Raw genomic sequence first — 22,597 nt, 5'->3', positions numbered from 1 at the left:
CTCGTCAGATCGCGACGATCGCCTCGTCGGGCGCGATCAGCTCGTCGCCGTGGCCGGAGGTGCGGATGACGACGCGGCCGTCGAGGTGGGTGGGGATGGCGACCGGGTCGGTGCCGAGGTTGACCACGACGTCCACATGCTCGTCGCCCGCGCTGCGGCGATAGCGCAGGACGTCGCCGTCGAGCGGAGCCAGGGTCATCGTGCCGGCGCGCAGGGCAGTGCTGCCTCGTCGCAGCTGGAGCAGTCGCCGGTAGAGGGCGAGCACGGAATCCGGATCGTTGACCTGGGCGTCGGCCGCGTTGGTGGCGGCGTTGGTCGGGAACGGGAGCCACGGCATGGTCGGCCAGCCGTGGCCGGTCTCGGCGTCGCCGTCGGTCGTCCACGGGATCGGGGCCCGACATCCGTCGCGGCGGCCGGCGGGATCGACCTGCCTGTCGGGCGGCACGTCTGCATCCGTCAGGCCCAACTCCTCGCCTGCGTAGAGGAAGGGTGTGCCCCGCATCGTGAGCGAGAGCACCGCCGCGGCCCGGGCCCGCGCATCGGTGCCGTAGCGGCTGCGATGGCGGGTCTGGTCGTGGTTGGACAGGACCCAGGTGGGCCACCGGCCCTCGGGGAACTCCGTTTGCGTCGTGGTGATCGCGGCATGGAGCGCGGCGGCGTCCCACGGCGTGTGCAGCGGGCGGAAGTCGAACGACAGATGGAGCTCGCCCCGGCCGCGGTCGGGATCGCCGAGGTAGGACGCCGTCTCGCCCGGACCGAGGAGGTAGACCTCGCCGACCATCATCGGATCGTGGGCGTAGCTGTCGAGCAGGGTGCGGATCCGTCGTAGCCGTTCGTGCCCCTCGGGCCGGTCGACCGAGATCACCGGCGCCTTCGCCTCGTTCTCGGGGAGGTCATCGACGTCCGTGCCCTTTCCGATCAGGTGCACGACGTCGGCGCGGAACCCGTCGACGCCGCGGTCGAGCCAGAAGCGCAGCGTGTCGTGCATCGCCGCCTCGACCTCGGGGTTGGCCCAGTTCAGGTCGGGCTGCTCGGGGAGGAAGAGGTGGAGGTAGGACTGGTCGGTCGCGTCGTCATGGGTCCACGCCGGGACGTCGGAGAACGCGGCGCGCCAGTTCGACGGCGGCGAGCCGTCGGGCCTCCGGTCGCGCCAGACGTACCAGTCGCGCTTCGGGTTGTCGCGCGACGAACGCGATTCGACGAACCACGGATGCTGATCCGACGTGTGGTTGGGCACCCAGTCGAGCAGCAGTCGCCGACCACGGTCGTGGAGCGCGGTGACGAGGTCGTCGAGATCGTCGTTCGTGCCGAAGACGGGGTCGACCTCGCAGTAGTCGGCCACGTCGTAGCCGTGGTCGGCCATCGGAGATCGGAAGATGGGGGAGAGCCAGACGGCATCGACGCCCAGCTCGGCGATGTGGTCGACCCGGTCGATGATGCCGCGGAGATCGCCCACGCCGTCGCCGTTCGAATCGGCGAAGGAGCGGGGATAGATCTGGTAGACGACGGCGTCCTGCCACCACGGTCGGGTCATGGGGCGAACCTAGCGGTCACTCGGGGAGCAGCACGCCGGGGTTCAGGCGGTCATCGGGGTCGAGGGCGGTCTTGATCGCCCGCATCAACTCCCACTCGATCGCCGGCTTCTGCGCGGCCACGCGGGAGCGGAGCTCCTGACCGACGCCGTGCTCGGCACTGATCGTGCCGCCCATCGAGAAGGTGATCTCGTCGATGCGGCGCACCAGCTCGGGCTTGATCGCGGCGAAGGCCTCCACGTCGTCGTCCGTCGCGGGCAGCACTGTCATGTGGAGGTTGCCGTCGCCCACGTGGCCGAAACCGTAGGCGACCGCATCGGGGACGAGCTCGGCCGCCACGGCCCGGACCGCGTCGTGGTACTCACCCATGCGCTCGATGGGCACCGCCGTGTCGAGCTTCACGCCCTTGTTGTGGTGGGGGTAGAGGCCCATCGGCGGAAGTTCGTCACGAATCGTCCACAGCCGCTCTTCCTGGTCGGCGGTGCTTGCGACGACGGCGTCGGTGACGAGCCCGGCGGCGCTCGCCTCGGCCAGGAACGCGGCGAGCCGGTCGGCCACGTCGTCCGCGCCGGCGAAACGGGTGAGGACGTAGAACTCGGCCCGCTCGCGCATCGGGTGGGGGAGTGCGTAGGTGTCGCACACCTTCGCCACGCCCGTCTCCGGCATGAGTTCGAACGCCACGAGCGCGTCCGCTGCCGTCGACTTGGCCAGCGCGAAGAGATCCATGAGGCGGTCGAGACCCGTGAGCGCGGCCATGGCCGACTGCTGGTGGGTCGGCGCGGGGTGGAGCTTGACGACGGCGCGGGTGACGATCCCGAGCGTGCCTTCCGACCCTACGAAGAGCTGGACGAGGTCGTAGCCCGTGGAGTCCTTGCGCAGCGAGCGCAGGCCGTCCCACACCCGGCCGTCCGCGAGGACGACTTCGAGACCGAGCACCTGGTCACGCAGGTTGCCGTAGCGCACGACGTTGTTGCCGCCGGCGTCCGTCGCGATCGCGCCGCCGATGGTCGCCGACCCGCGCGCGCCCCAGTCAGGCGCGAACAGGCGGTCGGCCGCCGCAGCCGCGTCCTGCATCGCCTCGATCGTCACGCCGGCCTGGACGGTCATGGTCCACCCGGCGGCGTCGACGACTTCGATCGCCCGCATTCGTTGCAGCGAGAGCACGATGCATGGGCGGTTTCCCCGCGGCGTGGCGCCGCCCGACAGACCGGTGTTGCCGCCCTGGGGGACGACGACGATGTCGTGCTCGGCACACCACGACAGGACGGCGGCGACCTCGTCGGTGCCGCTGGGCCGCACGACGGCCAGGGCGTCGCCGGCGTAGACCGCGCGCCAGTCCACGAGCGCCGGGGCGGCGGCCGCGTCGGTGAGCACGTTCGCCGGGCCCACCAGGGCGCGGAGCCGATCGAGATCGATGTCGAACACGGCGACCAGCGTGTCAGCTGGTCATGGCGCCGTCGACGACGAACTCGTGCCCGGTGCAGTAGCTCGGGTCGTCGGAGGCGAGGAACAGCACGAGCTTGCCGACTTCCTCCGCTTCGGCGGTGCGGCCGAGGGGGATCTGGCCGGCGAGGAGCTCCCGGAACTCGCCGAACTCCTCGAGCATGGCGGTCTCGATGATGCCGGGGTGCACGGAGTTGACCCGGATGCCGGACGGCCCCAGCTCCACGGCCGCCGACTTGGTCATGCCCCGGACCGCCCACTTCGTGGCGCCGTAGGCATGGGCGATGGAGGCCGAACCGAGCCCGGCGATCGAGGAGATGTTGATGATGCTGCCGGAGCCGTTCGCCTGCATCGCCGGCGCGGCGGTGCGCATGCCGAGGAAGACACCGGTCTGGTTGACGGTCAGCATCTGTTCCCAGAGTTCCATCGACGTCTCGATCAGGCCCACGGTGCGGAAGATGCCCGCGTTGTTGACGAGGACATCGAGGCGGCCGTGGCGGGCGACCACCTCGTCCACGACGCGCTGCCAGTCCGACTCGGAACCGACGTCGTGATGGAGGAAGTCGCACGCGGCACCGAGGCGTTCGGCCGTCGCCTCACCCTCGGCATCGAGCACATCGGTGATGACCACCTGCGCGCCGGCGCTCACGAACAGTTCGGCCTCGGCCGCGCCCTGCCCCCGGGCGCCGCCCGTGATGAGCGCCACCTTGTCATCGAGTCGATTCATGGGTTGCTCCCCGTGCGTCGTCGGGAGCCGACCCTACGAGTAGCAGGCCTCCCAGGCCGCATCTCCGGCGGCCTGGTCCTTGGTGAGGGTGCCACCCGGATTGCCGAACCACTGGTTGTCGAAGGTCTGGATCAGCGTGGACCCGTCCGAGCAGTCGTAGCTGCTGAAGAACATCGTGGTGAGGTCCTCGCCGTCGAGGCAGCTGATGCCGTCCTCCATGTCGATGTCGTCGACCGCGGTGCCCTGGAGGTCGTCACACGGCACGGCATTGGCGCGCTGGTAGGCGTCGAAGTCGTCGCACGTCGCCCACCACTGGCCGTCCTCGTAGACGAAGCGCGCCGGGTCGTCGTTGGCCGAGTCGCCGAGTTCGAGGTCGTCCAGCATCATCGCGAACGTGATCTGGGCTTCGACGCCGTCGGTCACCGACACGGCCCGGACGTTCTCGATCGTGATGTCGGACTGACGGTCGGGCTCGATGCCCATGAAGCCGAGCAGGAGCGCCATGCCGAAGGTCATCTCGCCGGCGAAGTCGCCGAACGACATCACCTCGCGGCAGGCCGGCGACATGAGGCGGTAGGCCGCCTCCGCGTTCTGGCTCTCGAACAGGGCAGTGAACGCCGCGTCGGCCGTGGCCACCGCGCCGGCCTCGCCCGGATCGCTCGAGGCGCCGCCACCGCCGGAGTCGTCGCCGCAGCCGACGGCAACCACGCCGAAGCCGATCACCAGGATGAGGAGCAGTCTTTTCACGGGTGGACCTCCGCCGTCGTGTGCGCCTTTGCTACCAGGGCGGGTGGGCCGCGTCGCGGAGGGTCTGGTATTGGCCCCGGCGGAGACATACAGTGTAAGCACCCCGAGAATTCCGGCGAGAAGGAGTCGTGTCCATGACGATGACCGAAGGCATCCGCAGCAAGATGCGTGACAACGAGCAGATCATCGGCCGTGCCGACCTGAACGACGCCGAAGCGATCCTCGCCGTCACCACCCTCGACGAGACCGACGTCGTCCATGCGGTGCAGGACAACGCCGACGCGATCTTCACCTGGGGCTACGACAAGGGCGAGCGGGCCAAGCTCGACAAGCTCTACGAGAAGGCCAAGACCTCGCAGTGGAACGCCACCACCGATCTGCCGTGGGAGCTCGACGTCGACATCGAGAAGATGGTCCGCGACCAGAATCTCGCGATCAGCGGCTCCGACGAGCTCGCGCCGCCGTTCGACCTCTCCGACACGCCGCTGAAGAACTGGGGCGACAAGGAGTTCCTGGAGTTCGGCATCGAGGCGCAGAACCACCTCCTGAGCCAGTTCATGCACGGCGAGCAGGGCGCCCTGCTCTGCACCGCGAAGATCGTCGAGACCGTGCCGTGGATCGACGCGAAGTACTACGCCGCCACCCAGGTGGTCGACGAGGCCCGCCACGTCGAGGTCTTCTCCCGGTATCTCGACGAGAAGCTCGAGGGCAACTACCCGATCAACGCCCACCTGCGGATGCTGCTCGACGACATCATCAACGACAGCCGTTGGGACATGACCTATCTCGGCATGCAGATCATGGTCGAGGGTCTGGCCCTCGCCGCATTCGGCATGCTCCACCAGACCACGAGCGAGCCGCTGCTCAAGCAGCTGCTGCGCTACGTCATGAGCGACGAGGCCCGTCATGTGGCGTTCGGCGTCCTCAGCCTCGAGGAGTACTACGGCAGCCTCACCGCCGCCGAGCTCCGTGAGCGTCAGGAGTTCGCGTTCGAGGCGGCCGTGCGCATGCGGGACCGCTTCCTCCAGCAGGAGGTGTGGCAGCGCTACGACATCGACGTCGCGCCGCTCATCCCGCTGATCCAGCAGGACCCCGGCCGCATCCTCTTCCAACAGCTCCTGTTCTCGAAGATCGTGCCGAACTGCAAGAAGCTCGGCCTGCTCGACGCCGGCGTCACCAAGGAAGGTGAGAAGGGCTGGCTGCGGGAGCGCTTCGAGGAGATGGGCGTCATCGAGTTCGAACACCTCGAGGACACCGGCGAGGAATACGACGACCTCGATTTCGTCGCCGCCGACCGCGCCTCCGCCTGAGAAAGTACACGGGGTCAGACCCCCGTACTTTCTCCCGCTGGCCGGTCAGAGCATCGCGATGGCGTTCACGGGTGAACCGGTGCCGCCTTCGACGTGGAGCGGCGCGACGGTGAACTGGAAGGTCCACTGACCGGCATCGGCGCAGGCGGCCATCAGTCGCTCCAGGCAGAGGTTGTCGAGCAGGTGCACGCCCATCGCGACGAGGGCGCACTGGTGCACGGGCATGAACCAGCCGTCGAGGCCGAGGCCGGGGAGGGCGTCGGACACGCCATCGGCGCCGAGGACGGCGACCCCGCGGTCGTGGATCCACTCGATGCACTCCGCGTGGAGCCCGGCGAGTCCCTGCCAGGGCACCCAGGCGCCTTCGGCGCGACGCAGCGCATCCCGGCCGGTCGCGACGAGCAGGATGTCGCCCTCGGACACCTGCACGCCCTGCGCCTGCTCGGCGGCCTCCAGCTCGGCGATCGTGATCGCATGGTGCTTGTCGAGCCAGTCGACGCCGTTCGTGCGGGGGATGTCGAGCAGCACGCCGCGGGACACGACGCCGTCGCTCGCGCACATGATGCTGCCGTGCCGGGCCCCGGTGCTCTTCACCTCCGTGCCGGCGAAGCCGTTGTACATCTGGCCGTCGACGAACACATGACAGAGCGCATCGATGTGGCTGGTGGCCATGCCGTGGAACGCCACGCCGACGAAGTCCATCGTCGTCTCGAAGTCCGTGCCGGGGATCAGGCAGTCGTCACCGCCGCGCACCATCATGTGCAGGGCGGGATGGGGGTTGTCGGCCGCCGGCCGGACGGCCAACGGGAGCGAACAGCTCACGGTCTCGCCCCGCTGCACCGCAGCCGCCGCCTCCAGCCGCTTGGCCGGCGTGATCAGGTTGAGCGCACCCGCTTCGTCGTCGTCACCCCACCGGCCCCAGTTCTTCACGCTCTCGAAAACGGATCGCATGCGATCCGGTGTCCACTCATCGGTCATGGGCCAAGAATGGACAGGCGTCTGACCCCATGTCCATTCGTCCCCCGCTGAGTGTTCTGTGAGTAGAAGTCAGCACCCCGTGCTGACTTCTACTCACAGAACGCGGGACGGTGGGTGGGGGGGTCAGCGTTCGAAGCGGGTGCGGATGGCTTCGTTCGTGACGAAGATGGGGAGGTCGTGGTCGTCGAGGGCGCCGCGGCTCGGGCCGCCGTCCACGTCGATGGTCTGGCCGGTGACATAGCTCGCCAGGTCCGACAGGAGGAAGAGGGCGACATCGGCGATGTCGCCCGGGCGGCCGCGCCGGCGCAGGGTGATCGCCTCGGCCAGTGGGTCGACCTCGTCGGGGTCGCGCCCCGAGCGGGGCGTGTTGATGGTGCCCGGCGCGAGGGTGTTGGCCCGGATGCCGTGGCGCCCCCACTCCATCGCCATCGAGCGGGTGAGCGAGTCGAGCCCCGCCTTCGCCGCGCCGTAGGCCGACAGCAGGGGCTGTCCCCGGCTCGCGATCGACGAGATGTTCACCATGGCGCCGGTGGCACCGCGGTCGATCATTGCCGCGGCCACGTGTTGGCAGGCGATGAACGCATACCGCAGGTTCGTCGTCATCAGATGATCGAACGACTCGATCGGGAAGTCGTCGAGACGGTGCCAGTGTTCGGGCGGCGCGCCGCCCACGACGTTCACCAGCAGATCGGCCGGCCCGACCGCCTCGGCCCCCCGGTCGATGGCGGCCCGCAGGGCGTCGAAGTCGGTCACGTCGGCGACCTGGGCGGACGCCCGACGTCCGATCGCCTCGACGTCCGCGACCGTCGCCTCGAGATGTTCGGCCACGGCACTCACCGCGATGACGTCGGCCCCGGCCTCGGCCAGGCGCCGACACATCGCGGTGCCGATGCCGCCGCCACCGCCGCCCACCACGAGCGCGGTGCGTCCGGAGAAGTCGATTTCCACTGTCATGGCGGTCACCTTACGACGGACTTGCGAGCGAACACACGTTCGCTACGATGCGGTGATGCTGCAGTTCGACCGGGACCACGAAATCGAACACCTCCGCCGCTCCCTGGCGATGCTTCCGGCCGGCGCGGACGCCCTGAAGCGCGAGGAGGCGATGGCGCTGCTCGCTCGCCTGCGCGACGTCACCACCCGGCTGCGCCATGTGGAGGAGGACCTGCGGGCGCTCCTCGACGAGATCGAGACGAGCTAGGGCCGTGCCGCTAGAACCGTGCCGCGTGGGCGGCGAACGTCTCGCGTACCCAGGTGCCGGTGATCTGCGCGATCTCGTCGGCGGCCTCGGCCATGAGGTGGTCCGTCTCGGGAAAGGTGCGCACGTCGCCCGTGCCGGCGAGCGTCTGCACCATCATGGAGTTCTCCGGGCCGAGGATCGAGTCCCGTTCGCCGTGCAGCAACAGCAGGGGCGTGTCGCCGAGCCGAGCGGCCTCCTCGCAGCCGGCCGACTGGGTCGCGTAGGTGATGACGCCGGCGGTGTGGGCGGTGAACGTCGATGCCGCCTGGATCGCGACGGCGCCGCCGAACGAGTGTCCGAGGATGACGAAGCGCTCGGCACCGTTGCGCAAGGCGAGGTCGGCCGCCGCACAGGTGTCGAGCAGACAGCGGGGGAGATCACCGGGCTTGCGGTAGCCGACAGCCATCGCGGCGCGCCCTTCGGCGGCCAGCTCGAGCCCCAACTCCAGATAGAGCGACCGTCCGGGCCCGAGCATTCCGCCCATCGCCCCGCCGCACATGAGCACCACGTCGGACGCACCCGGCGCGCCGTGCCACATGATCTGCAGCAGGCCCTCCATGGTGTAGATCTCGACCAGGCGGCTCGTCTCCGTGAACTCGCCGTCGGCCTTCGCCAACACGCCCAACATCTCGAGCGGCGAGCGCCGCGCCTCGTCCGGTGATCCTGAATCGCTCACCCGATCATGCTCTCACGCGTGGGCGAGGGCGCTACCATTCCTCCCGCTGGCGCCGGTGCCCGAGCGGCCCAAGGGAACGGCCTGCAAAGCCGTACAGTCGCGGGTTCAAATCCCGCCCGGCGCTCGTCAGTGTTCGAGGCCGTCGCTTCCGCGGCGGCCTCGAATCGCGTTCGGGATTGGGAGGATCCGCTGCTACAGTCACCGTCTCCAGGGCCGTTAGCTCAGTTGGTTAGAGCGCCTGCTCGACACGCAGGAGGTCACAAGTTCGACTCTTGTACGGCCCACGGGAACCCTTCGGGTTCCATGGAGTATTGGCAGGGCCAGTACTCCCGGCAACCTTGGCCGGTAGGAGTCCGGAGCAGTCGATGACCGATCCGCAGCTCGAGCAGTACCGGTCCAGTATCGACAACATCGACGCGGCGTTGATCCTGCTGCTCGCCGAGCGCTTCAAGGTCACCAAGGCCGTCGGGGCCCACAAGGCCGCCGCCGGCCTCCCGCCCGCCGATCCGGCCCGCGAGAAGGAGCAGATCGCCCGGATGCGGGCCCTCGCCGCGGATGCCGATCTCGATCCCGCGTTCAGCGAGGCGTTCCTGCGCTTCGTGATCGCCGAAGTGATCCGTCACCACGAGCACGCGGCCAACGGCGACTGAACCGCCGCGGGCGCGTCTCAACCCAACGGCTGGGTACCGCGCCACCGCACATCGAGGCGCCGGGCCGCGATGCGCCAGCCGTCGTCGGTGCGCACGTAGCGATCGTGATAGTGGATCTGCATCACGGTGTCGGTGCGGACGTCGCCGTCGACCGTGAGATGGTGCGCACTGCAGTAGGTGATGCCGGTGGCCCCGTCGCCGTCGGGCCGCACGACGTGTTGACCGAGCACATGGCTCGTCGATTCGTAGCGCAGGAGCCCCTGCATCGCGTCCGTGATCTCGTCGATCCCGGACCGCACCGCGCGTCCGGTGTCGAGCGTCGCGTCGGCCACGAAGACCTGGTGGAGGTCGGCGAAGTCCCGCGTGTCGACCGCCAGGGCGTAGCGGGCGACGAGGTCCGTGAGGGCCTGGCGATCGGCGAGGTCGAGGGATCCGGTCATCGGCGCCACGATCGCACGGCGCCGTCGGCGAATGCACGCCGAGCACACCGGTAGGGTGAACGGCCCGGACCCCGTCCGTCCCGATGGACTCTTCTCCTCTCGACCGTGCGAGCGACCTGCCGCTGTGGGCTCAGCTCGAGACCGAACTCCGCCGAGCGCTCGATGCGGGGGAGTTCGACGATCGCTTCCCGACCGACCTGGAGCTCACCCGCCGCTACGACGTCTCGCGCCACACCGTGCGCGAGGCGGTCGGGCGCATCCAGGCGGACGGCTTGCTACGGCGGGTGCGGGGCCGCGGGACGGTGGTCGAACGGCCCCGCTTCGAGCAACGGCTCGGCGCGCTCTACTCGCTTTTCACGTCGATCGAGGCGGAGGGCGTCGAGCAGCGCTCCGAGGTGATCGCGGTCGGTCTCGCCACCGACGCCGAGGTCGCGGCGCGACTGGACCTGGCCGACGATGCCGAGCTGTTCCGACTCGAGCGCATCCGATACGCGGACGACGAGCCGTTGGCGATCGACATCGCCTGGCTCGACGCGGAGCTCGGCCGGCCCCTGCTCGACGCGGACTTCAGCCACACCGCGCTCTACGACGAGCTCGAACGCCGGTGCCAGTGCCGGCCGGATCGCGGCTGGGAACGGATCGCGCCCGTCATCCCCACCGCGGCCGAGGCCGACGTGCTCGGCGCGTCGGCCGACGAAGCCGCGTTCCGGGTCGAACGGTTGGGTCAGTTGGGCGATCGCGTGATCGAATGGCGCGTGACCCTGATCCGCGGTGACCGCTACCGCTTCTTCGCCGACTGGTCCGCCGCGGGGAGCGGCGGGCTGCGCATGTCCGCGGAGGACGAGTGAGCGCCCTCGACGCCACCGCGGATCCGGCGAGCGTGGATCCCGCCGTCGAGCGGCTCGCCCGCATGCTCCACGACGCGTTCGTGGACTACCACGACCGCTTCCTCGGCATCACCCACCGCGCATCACGCCGCTTCCTCGACCGGGACTGGCTCGCCCACCAGAGCGACGCCACCGAGCGGCTCGGTCTCCACAAGCAGCTCGTGTACGGCGTGGTCGACGCCGCCCGGCTCGTGCTTCCCGACGACGAGTTCGCGGCGCGAACGCTCTGGATCCGGGCCCGCCGCCGCTATGTCGACCTGGTCGGCGAACGGATGGACCTCGAGCTCGCGGAGACCTTCTACAACTCCGTCACCCGCCGTCTCTTCGAGATCGTCGGGCTCGACACCGACCTGGAGTTCCTGTGGCTCGGCCCGACCGCCCTCCCGGCCGACGACGGATCGCGCGGCGAGTATCGGGCGTTCCCCCAGGAGGGTTCTCTCGTCGACTGTGTGCGCGACGTGTTCGAGCATTCGCCCCTCGGTCCCCATTTCGAGGATCTCGACGGCGACGCCGAGCGGGTCGCGGCGCGCGTCGCCGTGCAGCTCGACGACATCTGGGACGGGCATCTGGACGCGATCGACGTGCTGCGGCCGATCTTCTATCGCAACAAGGGCGCCTATCTCGTCGGCCGGCTCCGCTGGCTGAACCGGGTGTCGCCGATCGTCATCCCGCTGCTCAACACCGAGCGCGGCGTCCACGTCGACGCCGTGCTGCTCACCGAGACCGACGCGAGTCGTCTGTTCGGCTACACCCGTTCGTACTTCCACGTGCTGTGCCGCCGCCCGGCCGCGATCGTCGGCTTCCTGAAGTCGCTGCTGCCGGTGAAGCCGGTCGCCGAGCTCTACACGTCGATCGGCTACAGCCAGCACGGGAAGACCAACCTCTTCCGGGCCCTCTACCGCCACATGGAGCACTCCAACACCCGCTTCGAGCGGGCCCGCGGCGCGCGCGGGATGGTCATGGCGGTGTTCACGCTCCCGTCCTTCGACGTCGTGTTCAAGCTGATCAAGGATCGCTTCGCCCCGACCAAGCGGACCACGCCCGACGAGGTGAAGCGGCGCTACAAGCTCGTGTTCAACCACGACCGGGTGGGCCGGCTGGTGGACGCCCAGGAGTTCACCAACCTGAGCTTCCAGCGCGACCGGTTCGACGAGGACCTCATCGACGAGCTGCGCAACGACTGCGCCCGAACCGTCACGATCACCGACGACGAGGTCGTGCTCCACCACGTCTACACTGAACGGCGGCTGTACCCGCTGGACCTGTACCTGCGGGAGATGTCGCCGGAGCGGGCCCGCGCCGCGGCGATCGACTACGGCCACGCGGTGAAGGACCTCGCCGCCGCGGCGATCTTTCCCGGCGACCTGTTCCCGAAGAACTTCGGTGTCACGCGCCACGGCGCGGTGGTGTTCTACGACTACGACGAGCTCGCCCTGCTGCAGGACGTCAACTTCCGCCACATGCCGGTCAGCCAGAGCTACGAGGACGAGATGTCCGACCAGCCGTGGTTCCCGGTCGAGGCCAACGACGTGTTCCCCGAGGAGTTCAAGACGTACCTCCGCTCGCCGCGGGTGGTCGGTGAGATCATGGAGACCCGGCACCCCGAGCTGTGCACCGTCGAGTTCTGGCAGTCGATGCAGAAGCAGCACGAGGCCGGCCAACTGCCGGACTTCTACCCCTACCCCGAGGAGCTCCGCTTCCATGCCGCTGACACAGACTGAGGGGCGCGTCGCCGTCGTCACGGGTGCGGGCTCCGGCATCGGCCGGGCGATGGTGGCGCACTTCGTCGAGCAGGGCATGAAGGTCGCCGCCGCGGACATCGACGGCGCCGCGGCCGAGGAGTCCGCCGCCCTGGCGGGGGCCGAGGTCATGGCCTCGGCGGTGGACGTCGCCGATGCGGCGTCGGTGCAGCAGTTGGCGGACGACGTCTACGACCGCTGGGGAGCCGTGCACCTGCTGTGCAACAACGCCGGCGTGTTCCAGGCGGGTCTCGCCTGGCAGCGATCGCTGGACGACTGGCGGTGGGCCCTCGACGTGAACCTGTGGGGCATCATCCACGGCGTCACCTCCTTCGTTCCCCGGATGCTGGAGGGCGGCGAGGAGGGCCACGTCGTCAACACGTCCTCCGTCGCCGGTTTCGTGGCCGCGCCGTTCTCCGGTCCGTACAACGTCTCGAAGGTCGCGGCGTTCTCGATGAGCGAGACGCTCGCCCACGACCTGGCCGCGGTGGACGCGGCCGTCGGGGCGTCGGTGTTGTGCCCGAGTGCGATCCGCACCGGCATCGCCCACACCGACCAGGTGCGTCCGGGCGGACCGCCGGCCGAGAGCGACGACGCCGCGTTCGTGCGTGAGTCGCTGTTCCAGATGACCGAGGCGGGAATCGACCCGTCCGAAGTGCCGCCGATCGTCCTCGCGGGGATCGCCGCCGGCGACTTCCTCATCGCCACCAAGCCGTCGTACGCGGACCAGATCCGGACCCGGTTCGACGCCCTCCTCGACCGCCGTCTGCCTCCGACCCCGGCGGTCGACTGAGCCGGATGCGCACCCACGTCGCGGCGCTCGACGGCCTCCGCGGCGTCGCGGTCGCGGCTGTCGTCGCCTATCACGTCCGGCCGGACTGGGTGCCCGGCGGCTTTCTCGGCGTCGACCTCTTCTTCGTCCTCTCGGGCTACCTGATCACCAGCCTGCTGCTCGAGGAGCACGAGCGCGCCGGCCGGGTCGACCTGCTCGCGTTCGCCGGGCGCCGGCTGCGGCGGCTCCTCCCGGCGGTCCTGGTGGTCGTGATGGCCACGGCGGTCTACGTCAATGCCCGCGGGGACTTCGGCGAGATCGAACGCATGCGTCGGCACGGGCTCGCGACGATCGGCTATGTCGCCAACTGGTTGTTCATCCTCGACGGCGACTCGTACTTCGCCGACGTGGTCGGCCCGTCGATGCTGCGCCATGTCTGGTCACTGGCGATCGAGGAGCAGTTCTACCTGCTGTGGCCGCTGGCGACCTGGGCGGCGCTACGCCTGGCCGGGCGCCGCGGCGTCGCCGCCGTGGCCCTCGGCGTGGGGACGGTCTCGGTGGTGCTCATGGCCCTCTGGTTCGAGGCCGCCGATCCGAGCCGGGTCTACTTCGGCACCGACACGCGCATCTTCGAGCCGCTCGTCGGCGCCGCGGTCGCCGCCGTCCTGCCGCTCCGGGCGGCCAAGCCATCCGTGATCGTGCGGTTCGGCGGGGGCGCAGCGGCGGTCTGGCTGGCGGCCGTGTTGCTCGTCGACGATCGCTGGGACGGCTTCTACCGCGGCGGTGCTCTGGCGATCGCAGGGGTCGTCGCGGTGGTGCTCGTGGCGGCCACCGTCGACGGCCGACTCGCCCGGCTGCTTGCCTGGCGCCCCCTCGTCGCGCTCGGCGCCATCTCCTACGGGGTCTACCTGTGGCACTGGCCGTTGCTGATCGGCGCCCGCCGGGAGGGATGGACCGGGCCGTGGGCCGACGCGCTGATCGTGGTCGCGACGCTCGCGGTGTCCGCGGCGTCCCACCGCCTCGTGGAGACACCGATTCGACGGTCCACCCGCCTGGTCGCCTGGCGGCCCGTGGTGGCGGCCGTCGGCGCGATGGCGATCTTCGGCGTCGCCGTGGTCGGCCTCACCCGCACGACGATCCCGGCCGAGGCGGTGAGCGTCGACGAGGCGATCGAGGACGCGATCGAGGGCTCCCGTCCCGGCGGGCCGACGGAGGGGCCCGCCGACGCGATCGCGGCCCACGAGCCCCTTGTCGTCGTGCTGATCGGCGACAGCTCCGCGTGGACGCTCGGCGGTGGGCTGGTCTCGTGGGGCCTGAACCACGGGCCCTACGACTCGCCGTTCGACCCGGACCGCATCGAGCTCGTGAACCTCGCCCGCAAGGGCTACCGGTTGGTGCCCGGGGCCACGACCGACTTCGGCGAAGCCCGCGAGCGGCCCTTCGTCGACCGGGACGACGAGGCCTGGTGGCGCGAAACGGTCGCCTCGGTGCAGCCGAACCTGGTCGTGGCGTTGTTCGGGTTGAGCGATCTCCAGTCCCGCGTGGTGGACGGCACGGTGGTCGATTTCGAGTCCGCCGCGTTCGCCGATCTGCTGGAGCAGTCGGCGGACGAATTGCTCGGGGACCTCGCCGCCTCGGCTCCCGTCGTGGTGCTGACGTCGCCGCCGCTCATCGGCGCCCACATGCCCCAGCCGGTGATGTCGGCGTTCTTCGACGAGTTCAGTGCGGCCCGGGCCGAGCGTCTCAACGCGCTCCTGCAGGAGGTCGCGCGCGACCACCCACGGATCTCGATGTTCGCCTTCGCCGAAGCGCTCTGCCCCGGTGATGGGCCGGACCATGGCTGCCTGCTGGCCGACGACGGGCAGCCCGCGCGCCACGACGGCGTGCACTTCACCGAGCCCGGCGCCCGCCTCGCCGCGGCGCTCCTGACCGACGCGCTCGAGGCGGCGGCCGGTCTGTCCGATCCGGACTCCACCCCGTAGAGTCCGCCCATGCGCGCCATCGTCCTCGAAGAAAAGGGTGGACCGGAGGTCCTCCGGGTCCGCGACATCCCCGAGCCGACCGCCGGGCCGGAGGAGGTCGTCGTCGAGATCGTGTCCACCGCGGTGAACCGGGCCGACCTGCTGCAACGGATGGGGCTCTACCCGGGCCCGCCCATGGAGCACGAGGTGCCCGGGCTCGAATACGCGGGCCGTGTGGCGCGCCTCGGTGAACGCGTCGTCGGCCTCGCCGTCGGCGACGCGGTGATGGGGATCAGCAACGGCGGCTGCTATGCCGAGCAGATCGCGGTCCACGAACGGCAGACGATGCCGGTGCCCGCCGGCCTTCCCCTCACCGACGCGGGGGCGTTCCCCGAGGTGTACATCACCGCGTGGGACGCACTCGTGCGCCAAGGCGGCCTCACCAGCGGTCGATGGGCGCTCGTCCACGCCGGGGCGTCGGGTGTGGGGACGGCCTCCATCCAGATCGCGAAGGCGCTCGGGGCCCGGATCGCGGTGACGGCATCGGCCGGCAAGCACGAGGTCTGTCGGTCACTCGGCGCGGATGTCGTGATCGACTACGCGGCCGAGGACTTCGCCGAACGGGTGCTCGACGCCACCGGCGGGGCCGGCGTGGACGTCGTGCTCGATGTCATCGGTGGCGACTACCTGCCCCGCAACGTGCGGGCCGTCCGCCTCGGGGGGCGCATCATCCAGGTCGGCGTGATGAACGCTGGGCCGGTCCCGTTCGATCCCGGCATCCTCCTCGGCAAGCGGGCGGCGCTGATCGGTACCACGCTGCGGGCCCGCCCGATCGAGGAGAAGATCGCCGTGACCCGGGAGTTCGCGGCCCAGATGCTCCCTCGCGTCGACGAGGGTCTGCTGGCGCCGGTGATCGACTCCCGCTTCCCGCTCGACGAGGTCGCGGCCGCGCACGAGCGCATGGGGGCGAACCTCAACGCCGGCAAGATCGTGATCGCCGTCAGCTGACGAGCTCGCCCCGCATGGTGATCACGGCCTGACCGAGGATCTCGACCCGATCACCGACCCGGGTGACCTCCAGTTCGCCGCCGCGGGCCGACGCCTGGTGGTAGCGAAGTCGGTCCCGCTCGAGCCGGGCGGACCAGTACGCGCCAAGCGCGCAATGGGCGGAACCCGTCGCGGAGTCCTCGTCGATGCCGATCGCGGGGGCGAAGACGCGCGACACCACGTCGTGGTCGGCGTCGGCATCGGCAGGCGCGGTGACGATCACGCCACGGCACTCGACCCGTCTGAGCAGGCTGAACGTCGGCCGTACCGCCCGCACGGCGGCCTCGTCATCCAGCGCGACGAGATGGTGGGTCCGGCCCTTGCGGACGGGGGTGTCGTCCGCAATGCCCAACGCGGCGAGCAGCCCCTGCGGCGCGTCGATCTTTCTGGTCGGGTCGGCGGGGAAGTCGAGCACGATGCCGTCGGGGAGCGACTGGGCGGCGAGCAGGCCGCTTCGGGTGGTGAAGCGGATCGTTCCCTCGACGCTGTGGTCCGACGCGAGGACGTGGGCCGTCGCCAGTGTGGCGTGGCCGCACAGGTCGATCTCGACCAGCGGGGTGAACCAACGGAGGTCCCACAGGGCGCCGTCGAGGTGGCAGAAGGCGGTCGTGGACAGGTTCATCTCCGCCGCGACCTTCTGCATCCAGTCGTCGTCCACGGGGCCGTCGAGGATGCACACGGCAGCCGGATTTCCCCGGAACGGTCGATCGCTGAACGCGTCGACCACGGTGACGAACGTGCCCATGGCGCCCATGTTCGCCTATTTTCCGGCAATGGCGAATCATCCCGTGCGCGACCACATCGATCTCCTCGACGGCAACTGGTACGCGGCGCAACCGCACGACGACTGGACATGGATGCGCGAGAACGCGCCCGTGTACTACGACCCCAACTCCGACGTGTGGGCCGTGGCGAAGTACGACGACATCCTGACCGTGTCGCGGGACCCGCAGACCTACTCGTCGTACAAGGCGCCCCGGCCCAAGGGCGATCCGCTGCCGATGATGATCTCGATGGACGACCCGGACCATCTGAACCGGCGCAAGCTCGTGAACAAGGGCTTCACGCCGAAACGGGTGCGCGACAAGCTCGACCAGATCGGTGGTCTGTGCGACATGATCATCGACCGGGTGTGCGAGAAGGGCGAGGCCGACTTCGTGTGGGACATCGCCGCGCCGCTCCCGCTCCTGTTGATCGGCGACATGCTCGGCTTTCCGCGGGAGTCGTTCGACGATCTGCTCGAATGGTCCGACGACCTGATCCGGGGCACGACGACGACGTCGCCGGAGGCATCGGAGAAGGCGATGCTCGCCGGTATCGCCTTCCGGGAGTTCCAGATGGGGATCATCGCCGATCGGCGAGCGAACCCCGGCGGTGACGACCTCGTCTCGATCCTCTGCGAGGCCGAGGTCGACGGCGACCGACTCGACGACGAGTCGATCGTGCAGGAATCGCTCCTCATCCTGATCGGCGGTGACGAGACCTCCCGCCACGTGATCACCGGCGGCATGCAGGCGTTGCTCGAGTTCCCCGACGAGCGGGCGAAGCTCCAGGCCGACCTGGCCGGCGGCATCGAGACGGCCGTCGAGGAGATGCTCCGTTGGGTCACGCCGATCAAGAACATGGCCCGCACCGTGATGACGGACGTGGAGCTGCGGGGCGAGACGATCCCTGCGGGCAGCGACGTGATCATGCTGTACCCGTCGGGCAACCGCGACGAGGAACACTTCGTCGACCCGTTCCGGTTCGACATCGCCCGCGACCCCAATCACCACATGGCGTTCGGCTTCGGCACCCACTTTTGCCTCGGTGCCTCGCTCGCCCGGTTGGAGCTGAAGGAGATGTTCACCAAGGTGTTGACCCGCCTGCCCGACATGGAGATGGCGGTGCCCCAGTCCGAGTTGCCGTGGCGCAACTCGAACTTCATCACCGGCGTCGAGGCGATGCCCGTCAGGTTCACGCCCACCGAGAAGCTCGGCGTCACCGCCTAGAGGCGAAACGCCGGTACCAATCGACCTCGACGGGGTGGTGCCGTTCGATCTCGGCGCGGGTGGCCGCGTCGAGCGGCGCCCGCTCGCCGGGGGTGACGTTCACCCGTTCCGCGACGCCTGTCGTGCGCCAGCCCAGCCGATCGGCGAGCCGGGCCAGGTCCTCGTCGTAGCGCTCGGCGATCCCGACGAACGTGAAGTCGGCGGGGGAGAGGGCCTCGATGTACATCGTCTCGAACTCGGTGCGGATCGGCTCCCAGGCCGCGAACTCGGTGAGGGTCATGTCCGACGCGAGGAACTCGTCGTGGTTCGGGTTGCCGTGGGCGGCCGACGACCGCCAGAAGTCGTAGTAGGACGCGATCCGCTCGGCCGGGTCCCGCAGCCACATGATGAGCGCGGCGTGCCGACCGGCCGACCAGAACTGGCTCGGCGAGAAGTGCCCGTGCACGGCCCGGCACGCTCTCCCGTCCACGCCGATGCCGCCGTAGACCGGGGTGAGGTCGTCGCCGTACTCGGCTTCGAGCGCGGCGCGAAACGAGGTGCCCGCCGTCTTCGGGATGTGGAGGCTGATCAGCTCCAACCGCGACGGCCGAAGCCGTCCGAGTCGGTTGCGCAGCGTCGGTTGCAGCGGCCCGGGCTCAGCGGCTGGCCAGGGGCACGTAGTCGCGCACCTCGGGGCCGGTGTAGAGCTGGCGGGGCCGGGCGATGCGGGAGTCCTGCTCGAGCATCTCGTTCCAGTGGGCCAGCCAACCCGGTGTGCGGCCGATGGCGAACAGCACGGTGAACATCTCCGTCGGGAAGCCCATCGACTGGTAGATGAGCCCCGAGTAGAAGTCGACGTTCGGGTAGAGCTTGCGGCTCACGAAGTAGTCGTCGTTGAGGGCGGCCTCTTCGAGCTTCAACGCGATGTCGAGGCGGGGGTTCTTGCCCGTCACCTCGAACACGTCGTAGGCCGCGTCCTTGATGATCGTGGCCCGCGGGTCGTAGTTCTTGTAGACGCGGTGACCGAAGCCCATCAGGCGACCTTCACCGGCCTTCACGCTCTCGATGAAGGCGTCGACGTTGTCGTAGCTCCCGATGTCGTCGAGCATGTTGAGCACGGCCTCGTTGGCGCCGCCGTGGCGGGGGCCGTAGAGGGCCGCGCATGCCGCGGCGATCGAGGAGTACGGGTCGGCGTGGGCCGAGCCGACGACCCGGGCCGCGGTAGTCGAGCAGTTCTGCTCGTGGTCCGCGTGGAGGATCAGGAGGATCTCCATGGCCTTCTGGAGGGCCGGGTCGAGTTCGTAGGGCCCGCCGATCTGCCACATCATCCGCAGGAAGTTGGTGGGGTAGTCGGTGTTGTTGTCGGGGAAGACGAACGGCTGACCGACCGAGTGGCGGTAGGCGTTGGCCGCCAGCGTGGGCATCTTCGCGATCAGGCGAACGATCTGCTCCATGCGGTTCGCGGGATCCTCGATGTCCTTCGCCTCCGGGTAGAAGGTCGAGAGGCCGGCGACGGCGGAGGTGAGCAGGCCCATGGGGTGGGCGTCGTAGTGGTAGGCGTCGTTGATCCGCTTGCGGAAGTTCTCGTGGATGTAGGTGTGGTGGGTGATCTCGTCGATCCACGCATCGTGTTGCGCCGCGTCGGGCAGATCACCGTGGACGAGCAGGTAGGCGACCTCGAGGAACGTGCTGTTCTCGGCCAGCTGCTCGATCGGATAGCCGCGATAGCGCAGGATGCCGTTCTCGCCGTCGAGCTCGGTGATGCCGCTCGCGGTGGCGGCGGTGGTGGCCAGCCCCGGGTCCGAGAACCAGATGCCGGGCAGCAGCTTGCGCCAGTCGGCGGCATCGACACCCCCGTCAACGATCGGGATCTCGATCGACTCGCCGGTGCGGTTGTCGGTGATGGTTACGCTCTCAGACACGGGGATGAATCTAGACCGCGATACGCCTGCCTCACACGTTGGGCGGGGCCTCAGAGCGGTGTGTTGTCGTGGCGCCGACGGGGCAACCGCTCCCGCTTGCCGGCGAGCATCTCCAGCGCCGCATGGATCTCGGCGCGCGTGTCCGCCGGATCGATCACGGCGTCGATGGTGCCGCGCTCGGCGGCGATGTAGGGGTTGAGCAGGCGTTCCTCGTAGCCGGCCTGGAGCTCCTCGCGTTCCTCCGCCGTGGCACCGCGGTGGAGGATCTCGACCGCCCCTTTGGCACCCATGACGGCGATCTCCGCCGACGGCCACGCCAGCGCCATGTCGTTGCCCATCCGCTTGGAGTCCATGACGATGTAGGCGCCGCCATAGCTCTTGCGGGTCGTGACGTTGACGCGGGGGACGGTGGCGCGGGCGTAGGCGAACGCCATCTGGGCGCCGTAGCGGATCATGCCCCGCCATTCGAGATCCTTGCCCGGGTAGAAGCCGGACGTGTCGACGACGGTGAGGATCGAGAGGTTGAACGCGTCGCACAGGGCGACGAACCGCGCCCCCTTGCGGGATGCGGTGATGTTCAGCGTGCCGGCGATGGTCTGCGGCTGGTTGGCGACGATGCCGATCGGGCGACCGCCGATCCGGGCGAAGGCGGTGACCAGGTTGGCGGCCCAGTCGGTGTGGAGCTCGAGCAGGTGGCCGTCGTCCACGATCGCGGCCAGCACGTCGCGACAGTCGTAGGACCCGTTGGCCGACTCCGGGAGGACGGCGTAGGCCTCGGGAGTCGGTCGGTCGACGGGATCGTTGCAGGCGACCGCCGGCGCCGGATCGTCCGTGTGGTCGGGGAGGAACGCGAGCACCTCGGCGGCGAGCGCCTCGGCTTCCTCCAGGTCGGCGGCGACCAGGGTGGCGACGCCGGAGGTGCGTCCGTGGACGGCGGCCCCGCCGAGCTCCGCGGACCCGATCGGCACGCCGGTGAACTGTTCGACCATGACCGGTCCGCTGACGAAGGCGTACGACTCGTCGACCATGATCACGACGTCTGCGAGGCCGAGCATCAGTGCCGGGCCGGACACGGTCGGGCCGCAGACGATGACGACGGACGGGATCACGCCGGAGCAGCGGGTCATCTCGCGGGCCGCTCCGCCCCAGCCGTCGAGGGCGGCGACCCCCTCGCGTAGATCGGCACCGCTCGAGGCGAGTCGGATGACGAGCGGGAGGCGCTGGTCCAGTGCGTAGCGGGCCGCGGCGGCGATGGTGTGGCCGTCGCTCGGTGTGAGCGCGCCGGCGTCGTCACCGTTCTGCGCATCGACGACGATGACCCGGCGACCGTGGAAGTCGGACGCCTTGGCCCGCACGAAGCCGGCCGCCTTCGCCCGGATGTCGACGGAATCGTCGATCGTGGTCACCGGCGCCTCCCGACCCCGCGCGCATCACGGTGATGCGGCGCTGCTTCTGACCCGCGTGTTGCGGGCGACGTTACGCCTCCCTGCCTAGTCGTTCGAGGTGGCGGCCGGGCTGATCAGGCTCTGGTCGGGTCCGTCCGTGGCGACGATTCGCCGGATGAGATCGGCGAGGGTCCGGGTGGGGGCGGACGGCGACGTGCGCTTCGGCGTGGCGAGACCGACGATCCGCGGCGACAGCCCGTCGACGTTGACCCGCTTCCAGTTGCCACCGAGCCATCCGGGTGCGGCGCTGGCGGGGACGAGGGCCGGCGCGAACCCTTCGAAGGCGAGTGAGGTGAGCAGGCGCAGTCCGTCCACCTCGGCCTTCGCGGTCAGGCGGACCCGGGCGCGGCGGGCGTCGGTGTCGATCTCGTCGCGAAACGCCGTGCCCTGCGGGGGCAGCAGGATCTGGTGGCGGGCGATCTCGGCGAGGTCGACCCGGTCGTGGTCGGCGAGTGGATGGTCGAGCGGCGCGACGATGATCCGCTCCTCGGTGAACAACACGTCGGTGTCCACGTCCGGATCGTCCACCGGCAGGTTCACGACGGCGAGATCGAGTCGGTCGCTGAGGAGCTGGGGGAGCAGCGACGTGGTGGTCGCCTCGATCACCCGTAGCTCGATCCGGGGGTACTCCGTCGACACGCCGGTGAGAAGCGCGGGGACGAGCCAGCGCGCGGTGGTGCCGATCACGCCGGCCCGTACCTGGCCACTCACGTCGTCGCGCAGGGCGATCAGGTCGTCCTCGATCGCCCGCAGCTCGATGAGGATGCGGCGGGCCCGGTCGGCGACGATCTCGCCCTCCACGGTGAGTTCGCCCTCGGCCCGGTCGATGAGGGTGGAGCCGACCTCCTGTTCGAGCCGGGCGACATGGGTGGAGACGTTGCTCTGCACGGTGTGGAGGGCCCGCGCCGCCGCGGAGAAGGAGTGGTGTTCGGCCACGGCCAGCAGGGCATTGAGTTGGCGGAGATCCATCGCTGTGAATGATGACACATATCCCCGGGAACTGTTGGAAAGATGGGTCGAGACCTGCTTGACTACGACGTAACGACGACGAAGGGCAACCCCCTTGCCCCCGTCAGTCAGCCCGGACCCCCGTCCCCCCTTTCGGCGGTCC

At 69.6% G+C, this 22,597-nt stretch carries 22 protein-coding genes and 2 tRNA genes; 11 read left to right on the top strand and 13 right to left on the bottom strand.

The genetic code is table 11. The features are described from left to right. Positions 1 to 4 precede the first annotated feature (4 nt). From R8F63_10625 to R8F63_10610, 4 genes are read right to left on the bottom strand one after another with little or no spacing between them, the layout of a single operon-like run. A complete protein-coding gene (locus tag R8F63_10625) occupies positions 5 to 1,534 on the bottom strand; it encodes an alpha-amylase family glycosyl hydrolase (protein MDW3219052.1) in 1,530 nt (509 codons plus the stop codon). Positions 1,535 to 1,550: 16 nt separating this feature from the next. Continuing rightward, positions 1,551 to 2,957: an FAD-binding oxidoreductase gene (locus R8F63_10620; protein MDW3219051.1), complete on the bottom strand. Its 1,407-nt coding sequence runs from the start codon at positions 2,955 to 2,957 to the stop codon at positions 1,551 to 1,553. A gap of 13 nt (positions 2,958 to 2,970) precedes the next feature. Next, positions 2,971 to 3,702, bottom strand: a complete 732-nt coding sequence (locus tag R8F63_10615) for a glucose 1-dehydrogenase (protein MDW3219050.1) — start codon at positions 3,700 to 3,702, stop codon at positions 2,971 to 2,973. 33 nt (positions 3,703 to 3,735) lie between these two features. Further along, the gene (locus R8F63_10610; GenBank protein ID MDW3219049.1) at positions 3,736 to 4,449 is read right to left on the bottom strand and encodes a hypothetical protein; all 714 of its coding nucleotides are present in this window, start codon (positions 4,447 to 4,449) and stop codon (positions 3,736 to 3,738) included. A gap of 134 nt (positions 4,450 to 4,583) precedes the next feature. On the opposite strand from R8F63_10610, the gene R8F63_10605 reads away from it, so the two are divergent. Continuing rightward, positions 4,584 to 5,759: a ferritin-like domain-containing protein gene (locus R8F63_10605; GenBank protein ID MDW3219048.1), complete on the top strand. Its 1,176-nt coding sequence runs from the start codon at positions 4,584 to 4,586 to the stop codon at positions 5,757 to 5,759. A gap of 45 nt (positions 5,760 to 5,804) precedes the next feature. Here R8F63_10605 and R8F63_10600 read toward each other — a convergent pair whose 3' ends face one another. Together R8F63_10600 and R8F63_10595 are read right to left on the bottom strand one after the other, a co-directional pair. Further along, positions 5,805 to 6,737: a cyclase family protein gene (locus R8F63_10600; GenBank protein ID MDW3219047.1), complete on the bottom strand. Its 933-nt coding sequence runs from the start codon at positions 6,735 to 6,737 to the stop codon at positions 5,805 to 5,807. A gap of 123 nt (positions 6,738 to 6,860) precedes the next feature. Then, positions 6,861 to 7,691, bottom strand: a complete 831-nt coding sequence (locus tag R8F63_10595) for an SDR family NAD(P)-dependent oxidoreductase (protein MDW3219046.1) — start codon at positions 7,689 to 7,691, stop codon at positions 6,861 to 6,863. Between the two features lie 55 nt (positions 7,692 to 7,746). Here R8F63_10595 and R8F63_10590 point away from each other — a divergent pair, with 55 nt between their 5' ends. Further along, a complete protein-coding gene (locus R8F63_10590) occupies positions 7,747 to 7,938 on the top strand; it encodes a hypothetical protein (GenBank protein ID MDW3219045.1) in 192 nt (63 codons plus the stop codon). 10 nt (positions 7,939 to 7,948) lie between these two features. Here the strand turns inward: R8F63_10590 and R8F63_10585 are convergent, their stop codons facing one another. Further along, positions 7,949 to 8,653, bottom strand: coding sequence for an alpha/beta family hydrolase (locus R8F63_10585; protein ID MDW3219044.1), 705 nt, complete (start codon positions 8,651 to 8,653; stop codon positions 7,949 to 7,951). A gap of 49 nt (positions 8,654 to 8,702) precedes the next feature. Here R8F63_10585 and R8F63_10580 point away from each other — a divergent pair. From R8F63_10580 to R8F63_10570, 3 genes are all read left to right on the top strand, one after another. Further along, positions 8,703 to 8,777: transfer RNA gene (locus R8F63_10580), tRNA-Cys, on the top strand. An 86-nt stretch (positions 8,778 to 8,863) separates the two neighbouring features. Further along, positions 8,864 to 8,937, top strand: a tRNA-Val gene (locus R8F63_10575). A gap of 81 nt (positions 8,938 to 9,018) precedes the next feature. After that, on the top strand, positions 9,019 to 9,303 hold the full coding sequence (locus R8F63_10570) for a chorismate mutase (protein ID MDW3219043.1): 285 nt from the start codon (positions 9,019 to 9,021) through the stop codon (positions 9,301 to 9,303). A 17-nt stretch (positions 9,304 to 9,320) separates the two neighbouring features. On the opposite strand, the gene R8F63_10565 is transcribed toward R8F63_10570, so the two are convergent. Further along, positions 9,321 to 9,743, bottom strand: a complete 423-nt coding sequence (locus R8F63_10565; protein ID MDW3219042.1) for a nuclear transport factor 2 family protein — start codon at positions 9,741 to 9,743, stop codon at positions 9,321 to 9,323. 83 nt (positions 9,744 to 9,826) lie between these two features. Between R8F63_10565 and R8F63_10560 the strand changes: the two genes are divergently transcribed. The 5 genes from R8F63_10560 to R8F63_10540 are packed head-to-tail and all read left to right on the top strand — an operon-like array spanning position 9,827 to position 16,110. Next, the gene (locus R8F63_10560; GenBank protein MDW3219041.1) at positions 9,827 to 10,591 is read left to right on the top strand and encodes a GntR family transcriptional regulator; all 765 of its coding nucleotides are present in this window, start codon (positions 9,827 to 9,829) and stop codon (positions 10,589 to 10,591) included. Further along, positions 10,588 to 12,351, top strand: coding sequence for a bifunctional isocitrate dehydrogenase kinase/phosphatase (gene aceK / locus R8F63_10555; GenBank protein ID MDW3219040.1), 1,764 nt, complete (start codon positions 10,588 to 10,590; stop codon positions 12,349 to 12,351). The genes R8F63_10560 and aceK overlap by 4 nt, the downstream gene beginning before the upstream one ends. After that, positions 12,332 to 13,162, top strand: a complete 831-nt coding sequence (locus tag R8F63_10550; protein MDW3219039.1) for an SDR family NAD(P)-dependent oxidoreductase — start codon at positions 12,332 to 12,334, stop codon at positions 13,160 to 13,162. Before aceK ends, R8F63_10550 begins: the two co-directional genes overlap by 20 nt. 5 nt (positions 13,163 to 13,167) lie before the next feature. After that, the gene (locus R8F63_10545) at positions 13,168 to 15,123 is read left to right on the top strand and encodes an acyltransferase family protein (GenBank protein ID MDW3219038.1); all 1,956 of its coding nucleotides are present in this window, start codon (positions 13,168 to 13,170) and stop codon (positions 15,121 to 15,123) included. Positions 15,124 to 15,132: 9 nt separating this feature from the next. Continuing rightward, positions 15,133 to 16,110 (top strand): NAD(P)H-quinone oxidoreductase, encoded by a 978-nt coding sequence (locus tag R8F63_10540; protein MDW3219037.1) that lies wholly within the window; start codon positions 15,133 to 15,135, stop codon positions 16,108 to 16,110. Here R8F63_10540 and R8F63_10535 read toward each other — a convergent pair. After that, positions 16,103 to 16,894 (bottom strand): PhzF family phenazine biosynthesis protein, encoded by a 792-nt coding sequence (locus R8F63_10535; protein MDW3219036.1) that lies wholly within the window; start codon positions 16,892 to 16,894, stop codon positions 16,103 to 16,105. The genes R8F63_10540 and R8F63_10535 overlap by 8 nt on opposite strands. A 28-nt stretch (positions 16,895 to 16,922) precedes the next feature. On the opposite strand from R8F63_10535, the gene R8F63_10530 reads away from it, so the two are divergent. After that, on the top strand, positions 16,923 to 18,140 hold the full coding sequence (locus R8F63_10530) for a cytochrome P450 (GenBank protein MDW3219035.1): 1,218 nt from the start codon (positions 16,923 to 16,925) through the stop codon (positions 18,138 to 18,140). On the opposite strand, the gene R8F63_10525 is transcribed toward R8F63_10530, so the two are convergent. From R8F63_10525 to R8F63_10510, 4 genes are all read right to left on the bottom strand, one after another. Continuing rightward, complete coding sequence (locus tag R8F63_10525) at positions 18,130 to 18,717, bottom strand: hypothetical protein (protein ID MDW3219034.1); 588 nt, start codon at positions 18,715 to 18,717, stop codon at positions 18,130 to 18,132. The two genes, R8F63_10530 and R8F63_10525, sit on opposite strands and share 11 nt — an antisense overlap. Before the next feature lie 58 nt (positions 18,718 to 18,775). Next, a complete protein-coding gene (locus R8F63_10520) occupies positions 18,776 to 20,041 on the bottom strand; it encodes a citrate synthase (GenBank protein MDW3219033.1) in 1,266 nt (421 codons plus the stop codon). A gap of 50 nt (positions 20,042 to 20,091) precedes the next feature. After that, positions 20,092 to 21,447: a carboxyl transferase domain-containing protein gene (locus R8F63_10515; GenBank protein MDW3219032.1), complete on the bottom strand. Its 1,356-nt coding sequence runs from the start codon at positions 21,445 to 21,447 to the stop codon at positions 20,092 to 20,094. Positions 21,448 to 21,531: 84 nt separating this feature from the next. Further along, a complete protein-coding gene (locus R8F63_10510) occupies positions 21,532 to 22,455 on the bottom strand; it encodes a LysR family transcriptional regulator (GenBank protein ID MDW3219031.1) in 924 nt (307 codons plus the stop codon). Positions 22,456 to 22,597: the final 142 nt, after the last annotated feature.

This window comes from Acidimicrobiales bacterium, assembly GCA_033344915.1.
GTDB lineage: Bacteria > Actinomycetota > Acidimicrobiia > Acidimicrobiales > Aldehydirespiratoraceae > JAJRXC01.
Note: the sequence above shows the minus strand (reverse complement) of the source record. Positions and strands in the feature narration are given on the sequence as shown.